Source organism: Saccharothrix variisporea (assembly GCF_003634995.1).
Classification (GTDB): Bacteria; Actinomycetota; Actinomycetes; order Mycobacteriales; family Pseudonocardiaceae; genus Actinosynnema; species Actinosynnema variisporeum.
The window spans coordinates 8022215-8035293 of record NZ_RBXR01000001.1; the positions used below are offsets into that span (position 1 = coordinate 8022215).

Genomic DNA, 13079 nt, shown 5'->3' on the forward strand with positions numbered 1-13079 from the left:
CCGGCTAGAACGGCCAGTCGGCGTTCCTCCCCGCCTCCAGCAACCGGATCGCGCCGAACGCCTGGTCGGTCAGGCCGCCGAAGGTGTGCCGGTCACGGGCACCCGACGGCGTGTGGCCCCGCCGGTCACCGGCGAGGTTCCACGTGTAGAGCGGCGTGCCGGGTGGCACGGCCCGGTCCACGTCGTCCGCGGCCTGCTCGTCGGTGAGGACCACCACGCGGTCGTGGCCGCGCAGGTGCCGCTGGATCGCACGAGCCGTGTACGTCCCGCCGCCGATGAAGTAGCCGCCCTCCTTCCACCGCGTCACGGCGCTCAGCAGCGGTTCGTCCCGGCGCAGCGGGAACGGCATGGTCTCGGGCCGCCCGCCGTGGGGGCTGGAGAACGAGACGACGTCGGCGTCCGCGCACCGGATGCCCAGGGCCAGGCCGAACACGGCCGCCGCGTCCCACCGGTGCAGCGTGCCGTCCCGGGAGAAGGGCGCGTTCATCGAACCCGAGGTGTCCACCAGGACCAGCGTGCGGCCGGGCAGTTCGGGGACGGTGCGCAGCGAGTGGTCGAGCGCCTGCGCCAACGTCCCAGCCCACCGCGACGACCCGACCGCCCGGTGCGCCGACAGGAACCGCAACGGCAGCTGCCGTGACCGGGCGACCTGGTCGGGGTCGGCCAGGCGCGCGGCGACCCGGGCCGCGACCTCGTCGGACACCCCGGCGCGGTCGAAGTTGCGCAGGTTGCGCAGCAACGCCATGTACCCCATGGACGGGATCAGCGCTTCCCACACGGCGGCGGTCAGCGGGCCTTGCAGCCACCCCGCCACCGATTCCCACGTCATGCCGGCCTCGCGCAGCACGGCCACCGCGTCGCCCCGGTCGAACAGCGCACGCCGGCGTTCCACCGGCCAGGACAGCAGTTCCGCCCGCCGAGCCAGGACGGTCAGCGACGCCGGGACCGCGGTGTCGTGGCCGTAGCGGCGGTCCAGCGCGTGGGTGAACAGGTCCGCCCGGCCCCCGGTCGGGTGGACGAGGTTGAGCACGTCACCGAAGCGCAGCGCCCGCGCGGGGCTGTCGTACTTGATCAGGGCGCGCTCGTCGTACAGCCGCAGCACGGCGTCCGCGACACCCCGCTTGACCGGCTTGGGCACGGCCCGACCGTGGGTGGCCAGCCAGTGCGCCAGCAGTTCCCCCGGCTCGTCCGCGCGCCGCAGCACGCTGTCCACCACCGAGCGGTTCGACGGTCCGCGGTCGTCGCCGGCGCCGAGCCGGGCCCGCACGTACTCCGCCGCCCCGACCAGCGCGGCGGTGCGCAGGTTCGCGCCGGTGCGCAGCCACGCGAGCAGCCGGGCGGTCCAGTCGGGGTCCTCCAGCGCGGCCGCACGCACGAGCGCCGCGTACCGGTCGTCGCGCTCGCCCGCCGCCTCGTAGGCGGTGGGCTCCCCGACCATGGTGGTCACCGCGAGCAGGAACAGCTCGGACCGGGTGTCGCGCGCGTACCCCGGACCGCCTTCGTGGGTCGTGCCGGACGGGGTCCGCCCGGACTCGACGAAGCTCCGCACCAGAGCGCGCAGCGTGCCGCGGTTGAACTTCGCCATGAGACCCACCTCCGTCGCGGAAGAGACCGCGCACGCGCCCTCGCGGAGAGGACGCGTGCGCGGGTGCATTCCCGAGATCAGGAGGCGACGAAGGTGACAGCTGCTCTGCCAGTTGAGCTACGACACCCGAAGTGCCGACGGGACTCGAACCCGCAACACGCCCATTACCAGTGGAAGTAACCCTCGTCTACGCACCGGGAGTGCTGCGCGAGCGTGCCCGGTGCCCGAGGGGGGATCAACCGGTTTTCGGTGCTACCAGCCGAAGTTCTGGGTCCAGTAGATGCCGTACGAACCGCCGCGGGCCATGCCGACGCCCAGGGTCTTCAGCTTGCAGTTGAGGATGTTCGCCCGGTGGCCCGGCGATTCCATCCACCCCTTCACCACGGCCTCCGGCGTGCGCTGCCCGGCGGCGATGTTCTCCGCGCCCGGGGACGGGTAGCCGGCGGCCTTGATGCGGTCGGCGAAGGTGCGGCCGTCCTGGGAGATGTGGCTGAAGTAGTTGTGGGCCGCCATGTCCTCGCTGTGGCCGCGGGCGGACTTGTCGAGGCGTTCGTCGATGCCCAGGGCCGGGCAGCCGTGGGCCGCGCGTTCGGCGTTGGTCAGGTTGAACACCTTCGCCTCGGCCAGTTCCACCTCGGTCTTGGCGGGCGCGACGGGCGCGGGTTCCGCCGGGGGTTCGGCGGAGGTGGTCGGTGGTGCGGGCGGGGTGGTGGTTTCGGAAGTGGTGGTGGTGGTCGTCGTGGTGGTGGAGGACGACGTCGACGGCGACGGGGACGTGACCGGGGTGCCGGTCTGGGACGTCGTGCGGACCGTCGTGGTGGCTGTGGCGGTCACCAGGCCGATTTCCTGAGGGTCGTCGCACCCGGCCAGCGCCAAGCCGGCCAATGCGACGACGACGGGCAGTGCACGCTTCGTGCGGGACACGCGGAACACGCGGAAAACCTCAATCTGCGTTCGACGGCTTTTCGGGTGCGGCGACCGCCGAGCGCCTTTGTGCAGGGTAGGCGCTGCGGTCGCCGCACCGGACGCGGAATGGGGCAACCGGGCAAGGGGGAGAGCGCTGCGGTCGACCTCGATTCCGGAAATGACTTTGCCGGTCATTTCCGGGAATGTCAACACGCGATTATTTAAGGAACATTTAAAGGTGCCATCAGGTGCCGCAAAGAAAGCGCGCGCTAGCTTTGGTGCTCCGGCAGCCGGGTCAGCCGCAACTGGACCCGGGTGCCCCCGAGCGGCCCGCGGTCCACGACCAGCGAGCCTCCGGTGGACTCGGCCGCGCGGCGGGCGATGTCGAGTCCGAGACCGGTGGAGCCGGCGCTGCTGCTTCCACGGCGCAGCGCCGTCTCCAGGTCCTCGATCCCCGGCCCCGCGTCCTCGATGACGATGACCACCTGCTCGGGCCGGTGGAACAGCGCCACCACGAACCCGGTGCCCTCCGGCGTGTGCCGGAAGATGTTGCCCAGCACCACGTCCATCGCCGCGGCGAGGTCGCTGCGGGTCAGCGGCACGTACGCGCGCCGCTCGGTGCCGCGCAGGTTCCACAGCCGCTGCTGGTCGTCGGCCAGCGCCGACCAGAACACCAGCCGGTCGTGCACGACCTGCGCCGCGTCGCACCGCCCGCCGTCCGGGTCGTCCAACTCCTTGCGCGCGGCCCGGATCAGCTCGTTGACCTCGCGTTCCAGCGCGTGCACGGCCTGGCGCACCCGGTTCGCGCCGGGGTCGGTGCCCAGCGTCTCGGAGTCCAGCCGCAACGCGGTCAACGGCGTGCGCAGCCGGTGCGAGAGGTCGGCCAGGATCTCCCGCTCGTTGGCCATGAGCTGCCCGATCCGGTCGGCCATCCGGTTGAACGCACCACCCGCGTCCACCAGCTCCGGCGGACCCGTGGGCGTCACGCGCGCGGTCAGGTCGCCCTGCTCCATCCGCCGCGCCCCCTCGGCCAAGGCCCGCGACGCCCGCACCACGCGCGCCCCCAACCGGTCCGCGACCAGCACCGACGCCAGCACCAGCGACACCGCCACCCCGGACAGCGCGAGCCACGCCGACGTGACACCCCGGGACAGCTCGGCGGAGGGCACGAACGCCTCCACCACCGCCACCCGGTCCTCGCCCAGCACGACCGGCTGGAGGTGCACCCACCCCTCGGGCACGGGCCCGCTGGAGGACAACCCCTTCTCCCGCGCCGCCCGCAACTGCTCGTCGGTCGCCTTCACCGCGCCCACCACCTGGCCGTCCGGCAGGTGCACGGCCACGCGCCCGGAGATCGACGCCAGCGCCTGCTGCACCGCCGCCGGGTCCACGGTGATCACCAGCACCGGCGTCAACGCGCCCGCCTGCCGCTCGGCGTCGGCCACCGCCCGGTCCTCGGCGAGCTGCCGCACCACCAGGGCCAGCGGGATCAGGAACGCCAGCGCCACCATCGAGGTGACCGCGAGCGAGACCAGCGCGAGGGACTTGCGCACGTCACTCCGCCGCCGTCAGCTTGAACCCGACCCCGCGCACGGTGTGCAGGTAGCGCGGCTGCGCGGCCCGTTCCCCGAGCTTGCGGCGCAGCCACGACAGGTGCACGTCCAGGGTCTGGTCGTCGTGCCGGCCGGGCAGGTTCCACAGGTTGGCCAGCAGCTCCCCGCGCGGCACCACCTTGCCCTCGCGCGCCGCCAGGTAGGCCAGCAGGTCGAACTCCTTGCGGGTCAGGTTCAGCTCGCGCGCGCCCAGCCGCGCCTCCCGGCGGTCCAGGTCGATGGTCAGCTGCCCGATCCGGATCGGTTCCGGCTTGTCGTCCTTGCGCGCCCGGCGCAGCACCGCCGACAGCCGCGCGGCGAGGTGCTCGCTGGAGAACGGCTTGACCAGGTAGTCGTCCGCGCCCGCGTTGAGCAGCCGCACGATCTCGGCCTCGTCGTCCCGGGCGGTGGCCACGATCACCGGCACGTCGCACACGCCCCGCATCATCCGCAACGCGTCCGCGCCGTCCATGTCCGGCAACCCCAGGTCCAGCACGACCAGGTCGAACGGGCCACCCGCGATCTCGCGCAACGCCTCCAGCGCCGTGCCCACCGGCAGCACCGCGTGGCCGAGCCCGGTCAACGCGCGCGACACCGCCGACCGCACCACCGGGTCGTCCTCGACGAGCAGCACCGAGACCATGCCGCGCACCGTAACGCCCCCGTTCCCGGGTGTCGCCGGGCGGCCCGCTCGGGCTGACGCCGGAACAGGGGACGATCGCCGGCAGGATGACCTCCGTGCCCAGGGGTCTCCAGTACTTCGCAGCGTGGTCGGCGTCCACCGCCGTCGCCGTGGTGCTGTCGTGGCTGGGCATCCGCTTCGTCCTGGACGCCGGCGTCCCCGAACGCCCGAGACTCGTCGCCGGTCCCACCCAACAGTCCAGCGCCGTCCCCACGACCACCACCACAACCGCCCCGACCACCACCACGACAACCACCACCGTCGTCGTCCCCACCACCACGACGACCACGACGACGACCCCACCACCCCTGCCGCCGGAAAACGGCACGTGGAGCCAACAGAACGGCGAACCCGTCTACCTCCGCAGCTTCCGCCTGCAAGGCGGGGTGGCGGCGATCCGCTTCTCGGCCACCGAGATCGAACCCATCTCCGCCACGCCGCGCCAGGGCTTCGCGGCCAGCGTCGAACAGCCCGCCCACGCGGTCGTGGTGGAGTTCGTCGGCCCCGACCACCGCTCCCGCATCGAGGCGACCTGGGTCGACGGCCCGCAGTGGCGCATCGTGGAGTCCGGCTAGAGCTCGGGCTGGTGGCCGTCCGTCGGCAGTTCGTCGAGGATGAGGACGGTGTGGCTGGAGGTCACGTCCGGCATCGTCTGCAACCGCGAGAGCACCAGGTCCCGCAGGCTGTGCGCGTCCGGGGCCCGGACCAGCAGGACCAGGTCGTAGTCGCCGGACACCAGTGCCCCGTGCCAGACCTCGGGGATCTCCAGCACCCGCTGCCGCACCGCCTTCCACGAGTGCTGGCTGATCTTCAGGTACACGTACGCCGAGATCCCGAACCCGTACCGCTCCGGGTCCACCACCGCCGTGTACCCGGTGATCACCCCGTCCCGGTGCAGCCGTTCCACCCGTGAGTACGCGCTCGCCCGCGAGATGTGCAGCTTCTCCGCCAACGCCCGCATGGACAGCCGGCCGTCCGCGCGCAGGGCCTCCACGATGCGGCGGTCGGTCGCGTCGAGCGGTGCCGAATGTCCAGGGCTGGGCGTCATGTGGCGCACTGTAACCCCTCTGCGCGGCCATTCGTCCGGAATTCACACCGCAATCTGGAACATTGGCCGCTGTGACGCGGACCATGCCCCCACTCGTCACATGAGGGTCGGAGGAGCCCATGGTCCCCACAAGGGAACTGCTGCCCACAGCGGAACCGCTGTCGCTGCTGCGCAAGGACGGCTCGCCGGTCGAGGACTCGCCGCTGGCGATGCCCGACGACGACGTCCTGCTCGAACTGCACCGGCGCATGGTCGTCGGTCGCCGCTTCGACACCCAGGCCACCGCGCTGACCAAGCAGGGCCGGCTGGCGGTCTACCCGTCGTCGCGCGGGCAGGAGGCGTGCGAGGTCGGGGCCGTGCTGGCGCTGCGCGAGCAGGACTGGCTGTTCCCCACCTACCGCGACTGCGTGGCGCTGGTGACCAGGGGAGTGGACTCCGCCGAGACCCTCACCCTGCTCCAGGGCGGCTGGCACCTGGGCTACGACCCGTACGTGCACCGCGTCGGCCCGCAGTGCACCCCGCTGGCCACCAACACCCTGCACGCGGTCGGCTTCGCGCACGCCGCCCGGCTCAAGGGCGAGGACACCGCCGCGCTCGTGCTCGTCGGCGACGGCGCGACCAGCGAGGGCGACACGCACGAGGCGCTGAACTTCGCCGGCGTGTGGAAGGCCCCTGTGGTGTTCCTGGTGCAGAACAACGGTTACGCGATCAGCGTGCCCATGTCCAAGCAGAACGCCGCGCCTTCGTTGGCGCACAAGGGCATCGGCTACGGCGTGCCGTCCGTGCTGGTCGACGGCAACGACGTCGCCGCCGTCTACGCCGTGGTGAAGGAAGCCGTCGAGGCGGGCGGCCCGACGCTGATCGAGGCCCTGACCTACCGCATCGAGGCCCACACCAACGCCGACGACGCCACCCGCTACCGCACCTCCGACGAGGTCGCCGCGTGGCTGGACCGCGACCCCGTGGACCGCATCGAGGCCTACCTGACCGCGCGCGGCCTGCTCACGCCCGAGCGCCGCGCCGCCGTGGCCGCCGAGGCGGAGGAGTTCGCCGCCGGCGTCCGCGCCGCCCTCAACACCGACCACGAGCACGACCCGATGTCGTTGTTCGAGCACGTCTACGCGACCCCGACCCGACACCTGCGCGAGCAGGCCGCGCTGCTGGCGGAGGAACTGGCATGACCGCCCAGTCGACGTCCCAGTCGACTTCCCTGTCCATGGCCGCCGCGCTCAACCGCGCGATGGCCGACGCCCTGGCCGAGGACCCGACCGTGCTGGTGTTCGGCGAGGACGTCGGCGCGCTGGGCGGTGTGTTCCGCGTGACCGACGGCCTGGAGGCCCGCTTCGGTTCACACCGGGTGTTCGACACCCCGCTGGCCGAGTCCGGCATCGTCGGCACCGCGATCGGCATGGCGATGAACGGCCTGCGCCCGGTCGTGGAGATGCAGTTCGACGCCTTCGCCTACCCGGCGTTCGAGCAGATCACCAGCCACCTGGCCAAGCTCCGCAACCGCACCCGCGGCCGCATCGGCCTCCCCGTCGTCATCCGGGTCCCCTACGGTGGCGGCATCGGCGGCGTGGAGCACCACTGCGACTCGTCCGAGGCGTACTACACGCACACGCCGGGCCTGACCGTCGTCACCCCCGGCACCCCCGACGACGCCTACCGCCTGCTGCGCGACGCCATCGCCTCACCCGACCCGGTGATCTTCCTCGAACCCAAGCGCCGCTACTGGTCCAAGGGCGAGGTGACGTTCGAGGGGTCGACGCCGATGGACCGCGCCGTCATCCGCCGCCCCGGCCGCGACGTCACGGTGATCGCGTACGGCCCGATGGTCGCCACGGCTCTGGAGACCGCCGAGGCGGCGACGGAGGAGGGCTGGGACGTCGAGGTCGTGGACCTGCGCTCGCTCGCACCCTTCGACGACGAGACCGTGTGCGCGTCGGTCCGCCGCACCGGCCGCGCGGTGGTCGTCCACGAGGCCTCGGGCTTCGGCGGCTACGGCGCGGAGGTGGCGGCCCGCGTGACGGAGCGCTGCTTCCACCACCTGCACGCGCCCGTCCTGCGCGTGACGGGCTGGGACATCCCGTACCCGCCGCCGAAGCTGGAGGAGCACCACCTGCCGAACGTGGACCGGATCCTGGACACCATCGCCCGGTTGCAGTGGGACGACGAGGTCGTGGGGGTGCGCGGTGCCTGACTTCCGCTTGCCCGACCTCGGTGAGGGCCTGACCGAGGGCGAGATCGTGAACTGGCTGGTGGACGTGGGCGACCAGGTCACCATCGACCAGCCGGTCGTCGAGGTCGAGACCGCGAAGGCCGTGGTGGAGGTGCCCTGCCCCTACGCGGGTGTGATCACGGCCCGCCACGGCCGGGAGGGCGAAAAGCTGGCGGTCGGGGCGGTCCTGCTCACGGTCGGCGAGGTGTCGTCGGAGTACAGCGGCAACGTCCTCATCGGCTACGGCACCTCGGAACCCACCCGCCGCTCCCGCCGCACCCGCCGCGGGGCCGCCATCTCCTCGCAGAGCCCCACGCCCGAAACTGTCGTACCCCCGCGGGACAATGGTGACCGGGGGCCGGAGGCCGGCCTGGTTGACCGGGGGCCGGAGCCCGGCCCGGGTGATCGAGGGCCGGAGGCCGACCTGGGCGACCGAGGGCCGGAGGCCGGCCTGGCGCCGGCGGTGATCTCGCCGATCGTCCGGCAGTTGGCGCGCGAGAACGGCCTGTCCCTCACCGCGATCCGAGGCACCGGCCCCGGCGGCGTCATCCGCCGAGCCGACGTCGAACGCGAACTGGCCACCGCCAAGACCGCCTCCGCACCGACCCAGCCCGCCGCCACGACCGCAGGCACCGCCGCGGCCCCCGGCACCACCACGGTCGCCCGGCGGATCCCGTTGCGCGGCCTGCGTGGCGCAGTGGCGGAAAAACTGGCCACCTCCCGCCGCGAGATCCCCGAAGCCACCGTCTGGGTGGACGTCGACGCCACCGGCCTCCTGGCCGCCCGCGCCGCGCTGCCCGACGTGTCCCTCCTCGCCCTCCTGGCCCGCTTCACCGTCCTCGGCCTGCGCAAGTTCCCCGAGCTCAACTCCCGCGTCGACCAGGACGAGATCGCCGTCCTCGACCAGGTGCACCTCGGGTTCGCCGCCCAGACCGACCGCGGCCTGGTCGTCCCGGTCGTCAAGGACGCCCACACCCTCACCACCACCGCCCTGGCCCGCGCCATCACCGACCTCGCCACCCAGGCCCGCGAAGGCCGCATCCCCCCGGCCGCCCTCACCGGCGGCACCTTCACGGTCAACAACTACGGCGTGTTCGGCGTGGACGGTTCGGCCGCCATCATCAACCACCCGGAAGCCGCGATCCTCGGCATCGGCCGCATCATCGACCGACCGTGGGCCGTGGACGGTCAGCTCCAGGTCCGCAAGGTCGCCCAGTTGACCCTCGCCTTCGACCACCGGGTGTGCGACGGCGGCACGGCGGGCGGCTTCCTGCGGTTCGTCGCGGACTGCGTCGAGAACCCGATCACCGCACTGGGTGAGCTGTGAGCGAAACCCGGCCGCGCCGGCGGCCGGGTTCGCCATAGATTGATCGACATGAGCAAGCCCGACTACCCGATCCGCACCGAGCGCCTCCTGCTCCGCCCGTTCACCCCCGACGACCACGCCGACCTGCACGCCTACCAGTCCCTGCCGGAAGTCGTGCGCTACCTCTACGGCGGCCCCCGCACCCCCGAGGAGACGACCGACAACCTCAAGCTCAAGATGTCGGTCACCTGGCCGGAGAAGGAGGGCGACAACCTGTCCCTCGCGGTCGTGCACGGGGGTCGGGTCATCGGCGAGGCGGTCCTGAAGTACCTCAGCGAGGCCTACCGCCAGGGCGAGATCGGCTACATCTTCCACCCCGACCACCACGGCCGCGGCTTCGCCACCGAGGCGTCCAGGGCCATGCTCGACCTCGGGTTCGACCACCTGGGCCTGCACCGCATCGTCGCCTCCTGCGACGCGCACAACGACAAGTCGTGGCACGTCATGGAACGCCTGGGCATGCGCCGCGAAGCCCACTTCCGCCACCACGAGATCTTCAAGGGCGAGTGGGGCGAGGAGTTCATCTACGCGATCCTGGAAGACGAGTGGCGGGCGGCGCGCTCCTGACCCTGTCGTGCGCCGCGGTCCTGACCTGGTCGTGCGGCCACACCGCGTCCGCGTCCAGCCCCAGCTCCCGCATGGCGTGCCCGATCCGCTTGCCGAGGTCCGGCCGCAGCGCCGCGACGGTCTCCACGTCGACCTCGCCGAGCACCCGCGCCACGCCCCACTCCGGGGCGAACTCGAACCCGCTCTCGTGCAGCCGCAGCCACGCGTCCACCACGGCCACCGCCGCCAGGTCCGCCACGGCCGCCGAGTCCCAGTGCTCGGCCACGAGCGCCACCAGCTCCCGGTCCGGCCCGCCGCGCCCGATGCCCTCGCACACCCGCGCCCAGAACGCCGCCTCCAGCCCGATCGGCCCGGACGCCAGCACCCGCAACGTCTCCGGCCCCAACGGCGGCGGCGTGCGGAACTGGTGCCGCACCACCAGCGGTTCGACCGCGGCCCACCGCAGGTGCCGCACCTCCCGCACGGCCGCCGTGGGGCTGGGCAGCGCCAGGTCCACGATCGCCCGCAGCCGGTGCACCGACATCGTTTCGGCCAGGTGCTGCACCGGGAACCGGAACGCGTTGCCGACCGGGTCGGCCGTGAAGTGCAGCTCCCACGTCTCGTCCCGCAAGGCCGCGCTCTGGTCCGCGACCACCGCCGGCACCGGGTCGACGGCCGGCAACGACCACCGGAACAGCTCCACCGACGGCCCCTCGACCCACCGCACGGGAACCGCCCCCACCAACGTCCGCCACTCGCCGTCGGGCAGCTGCGACTTCCAGAACGCCGTCAGCCGGGGCCAGTCCCGCACCCCCAGCTCCCGCACGTCGAACGGCCCGCGCGCGATCCCGTACAGCAGAACCAGGTTCAGCCCGTACACGGCTTCCCGCTCCGGCACCGTGCGCTCGACCGGCGCGTAGTCACCCCGTGCCCGCACGTGCGGCCTGGACGCGTCCTCGAACAGCCGCCGCACCACCCCGGACAGCGCTTCCCGGTCTTCGTCCCCGTCCGCCATGCCCGCCAGGAAGCCCAGCACCGGCCCCCGGGACGTCAACGGCGTGAACGACAACAACGCGTACAGGTCGCTGTCGTCCACCGGCACCGCCGCCGCCCGCCGCGGCCGTGCTTCTTCGGCGCGCCGTACGTCCCCCAAGACCCGCCAGGTGAACCGCGCGACCAGGTACTCCCCGAAGGTCGCGTGCAGGAACTCGTACGTGCGCAGGGTCTTCTGGTCCCGCACCGCCTCCGCGCGCTGCACGAAGAAGAACCGCCCCAGGGTCGCCTCACCGGGACTCAGCGGCGTCCGCGCGCCCGTCGCCCGCCCCGGGGGTTCGACGTCGAGCAACGCGGCCAAGTCGGCGCTCAAGTCCACTTCGGACACCCATTGCGTGCCGCGGTTGAACATCGCGAACGCCACCACGGACAACCGTTCCAGCTCGGCTTCCACGTCGTCGTCGCGATCGGCCTCGGACCGGTCCGCGTCGGCCTTGTCGACCTCGCGCCGGGCGAACCCGGTCAGGATGCGCTCGTACAGCTCGGCTTCACTCAGCGCGCTGCGCTCCTGCCGCAACCCGTCATCGACCGCGTCATAGAGCGCGAGCATGAGCAGTAACAGTGGCTGAGCAGCCAGTTCCACGTACCGCAGCACGACTTCAGGCTCCAGCGGCCCGCGCGCCCCGAAGTACCCGACGTTGGTCCGGTTCCACACCTCCAGCCACCGCGTCACCTGCTCGTCGGTGAACGGCAGCAGCCGCACTACCGGCGCTTCGTGCGGCACCGCAATCCCGCCCATGACACTGATCCGACTGGTCACGACCACTGCCACCGGATATCCGGCATCCGCCCGGTCCTGTTGGAACTGCGCGACCCGGAGCAGGTAACGCGACTGGCTGACCCCGGTGGCCTGCAACAGTTCGTCCAGCCCGTCCAACAACACCACCGGCAACGCATCCCCGGCCGCTCGCCCCAGTTCGGCCCAGCTCAAGTTCTCCTGCACGGCGGCCCGCAACCCGTGCTCGATCTGCTCCACCAAGTCCGCCTCGGCCGGCGCACTGCGCAGCTCGACCCGCACGGTGAGAAAGTCACTAGCCGGCAACCGCGCCGCCAGGACTTTGGTGAGCATCGACTTCCCCGCACCCGGATCACCCAGCACGATCAGCGGCTCGGACGTGGCGACGGGCGAGGTGAGGTGCCCGATCAGAAACCGGTACAAATCCTCACGAACCGGCACCGGCGCCCACGACGCCGCCACCGAGGGCTCCACCTGCGCGCCGATCGCGACCTGGAAGCAGGGGTCGACGTAGGCCTCGCGCATCGCGGGGACGCTCAACCCGGGCGGCGCGTCGTCCGCGTCCACGATCGGCCGGTCCAACACAGCGCGGTACCTGCGCGCGAGGTCGGCCCGCCTGGCATCAGGATCGCGCCCAACCCGCAGGGCGGCAAGATCACTTTCCAGGCGCTCCAAGGCAGCACGCGTGGCCTTGGCGTCCTCCACCTGGAACCAGAACCGGATCTCCGGGTAGTCGGCCGCCGACCGAATCAGCATGTCCCGGTACTTGTCCACCGCTGTCAATGGGATCCAATGCACCGCGTGCTCGAGCCCGGCTCGCTCGGTCTCGTTCATCCGGTCCCACGCGGCGCTCGCGAAGACCATGTGCAGCAGGTTACTGGCAGCGACCTGGTAACGGGGACCCATGTCGTGGAGCACCACCGCCTCCAGCGACTGGTCCGCAGTGGGCAACGGTAGGTCCCTGTCGAACAAGCCGCGCACACCGACCAGATCCAGCTGATCGGCTCGGGTGAGGTCGAGGTCCTTCAGGTTGAACGGGATGTCCTCGGCCGCTTCGAAGAAAGCCACAACGACCATGACCGCGTGTGCCGCGTGCAGGCGTTCGGTGCGCGAATACCGACTCAAACCACTGCGCTTCTCCGCCGCCTTGATCAACAACTCGTGGCTCAACCGGATGAAGTCGACCTTGGCGTCGAACCACCCCAGGAGCTCGCTCACCCCCAGCGCCACCCCGCCGAGCAGCGCGCCGCCCACGATCCGGTCCAGCGCCGCGACCAGCTTGTGCTCCTTGGCGCCCAGCAACTTCACCGCGTCCGAGTAGCTCAGCTTCCGCGCCACGGCCAAGAT

The 13079-nt window shown here is 71.9% G+C and carries 11 protein-coding genes and 1 tRNA gene; 5 read left to right on the forward strand and 7 right to left on the reverse strand.

The features are described from left to right. Positions 1-4: 4 nt before the first annotated feature. The 5 genes from DFJ66_RS36750 to DFJ66_RS36765 form a co-directional block, all read right to left on the reverse strand. Positions 5-1585, reverse strand: coding sequence for a TROVE domain-containing protein (locus DFJ66_RS36750; protein WP_121228366.1), 1581 nt, complete (start codon positions 1583-1585; stop codon positions 5-7). Between the two features lie 129 nt (positions 1586-1714). Continuing rightward, a tRNA-Ser gene (locus tag DFJ66_RS43155) sits at positions 1715-1781 on the reverse strand. Between the two features lie 56 nt (positions 1782-1837). Continuing rightward, positions 1838-2518, reverse strand: a complete 681-nt coding sequence (locus DFJ66_RS36755; RefSeq protein WP_246030060.1) for a CAP domain-containing protein — start codon at positions 2516-2518, stop codon at positions 1838-1840. A 242-nt stretch (positions 2519-2760) separates the two neighbouring features. After that, positions 2761-4044, reverse strand: a complete 1284-nt coding sequence (locus tag DFJ66_RS36760) for a sensor histidine kinase (protein ID WP_121228368.1) — start codon at positions 4042-4044, stop codon at positions 2761-2763. A 1-nt stretch (position 4045) separates the two neighbouring features. Continuing rightward, positions 4046-4726, reverse strand: a complete 681-nt coding sequence (locus tag DFJ66_RS36765) for a response regulator transcription factor (RefSeq protein WP_121228371.1) — start codon at positions 4724-4726, stop codon at positions 4046-4048. Between the two features lie 95 nt (positions 4727-4821). Here DFJ66_RS36765 and DFJ66_RS36770 point away from each other — a divergent pair, with 95 nt between their 5' ends. After that, positions 4822-5340 (forward strand): hypothetical protein, encoded by a 519-nt coding sequence (locus DFJ66_RS36770; RefSeq protein WP_147459453.1) that lies wholly within the window; start codon positions 4822-4824, stop codon positions 5338-5340. Here the strand turns inward: DFJ66_RS36770 and DFJ66_RS36775 are convergent. Then, entirely contained in the window at positions 5337-5813 is a 477-nt protein-coding gene (locus tag DFJ66_RS36775; protein ID WP_121228375.1) for an Lrp/AsnC family transcriptional regulator, read from the reverse strand. The genes DFJ66_RS36770 and DFJ66_RS36775 overlap by 4 nt on opposite strands. Positions 5814-5932: 119 nt before the next feature. Between DFJ66_RS36775 and DFJ66_RS36780 the strand changes: the two genes are divergently transcribed. From DFJ66_RS36780 to DFJ66_RS36795, 4 genes are read left to right on the forward strand one after another with little or no spacing between them, the layout of a single operon-like run. Next, positions 5933-6994, forward strand: a complete 1062-nt coding sequence (locus DFJ66_RS36780) for a thiamine pyrophosphate-dependent dehydrogenase E1 component subunit alpha (protein WP_121228377.1) — start codon at positions 5933-5935, stop codon at positions 6992-6994. Then, positions 6991-8013 (forward strand): alpha-ketoacid dehydrogenase subunit beta, encoded by a 1023-nt coding sequence (locus tag DFJ66_RS36785; protein WP_121228379.1) that lies wholly within the window; start codon positions 6991-6993, stop codon positions 8011-8013. The genes DFJ66_RS36780 and DFJ66_RS36785 overlap by 4 nt, the downstream gene beginning before the upstream one ends. After that, a complete protein-coding gene (locus DFJ66_RS36790; protein WP_121228381.1) occupies positions 8006-9358 on the forward strand; it encodes a dihydrolipoamide acetyltransferase family protein in 1353 nt (450 codons plus the stop codon). Before DFJ66_RS36785 ends, DFJ66_RS36790 begins: the two co-directional genes overlap by 8 nt. Before the next feature lie 48 nt (positions 9359-9406). After that, positions 9407-9964 (forward strand): GNAT family N-acetyltransferase, encoded by a 558-nt coding sequence (locus tag DFJ66_RS36795; protein ID WP_121228383.1) that lies wholly within the window; start codon positions 9407-9409, stop codon positions 9962-9964. Here the strand turns inward: DFJ66_RS36795 and DFJ66_RS36800 are convergent. Then, a complete protein-coding gene (locus DFJ66_RS36800) occupies positions 9918-13070 on the reverse strand; it encodes an NACHT domain-containing protein (protein ID WP_121228385.1) in 3153 nt (1050 codons plus the stop codon). The genes DFJ66_RS36795 and DFJ66_RS36800 overlap by 47 nt on opposite strands. Positions 13071-13079 lie beyond the last annotated feature (9 nt).

Excerpts from the sequence above, each read along its gene's own strand:
- DFJ66_RS36750 (WP_121228366.1), bottom strand. The coding sequence starts at position 1,585 with ATGGCGAAGTTCAACCGCGGCACGCTGCGCGCTCTGGTGCGGAGCTTC.
- DFJ66_RS36765 (WP_121228371.1), bottom strand. The coding sequence starts at position 4,726 with ATGGTCTCGGTGCTGCTCGTCGAGGACGACCCGGTGGTGCGGTCGGCG.
- DFJ66_RS36775 (WP_121228375.1), bottom strand. The coding sequence starts at position 5,813 with ATGACGCCCAGCCCTGGACATTCGGCACCGCTCGACGCGACCGACCGC.
- DFJ66_RS36780 (WP_121228377.1), top strand. The coding sequence starts at position 5,933 with ATGGTCCCCACAAGGGAACTGCTGCCCACAGCGGAACCGCTGTCGCTG.
- DFJ66_RS36785 (WP_121228379.1), top strand. The coding sequence starts at position 6,991 with ATGACCGCCCAGTCGACGTCCCAGTCGACTTCCCTGTCCATGGCCGCC.
- DFJ66_RS36795 (WP_121228383.1), top strand. The coding sequence starts at position 9,407 with ATGAGCAAGCCCGACTACCCGATCCGCACCGAGCGCCTCCTGCTCCGC.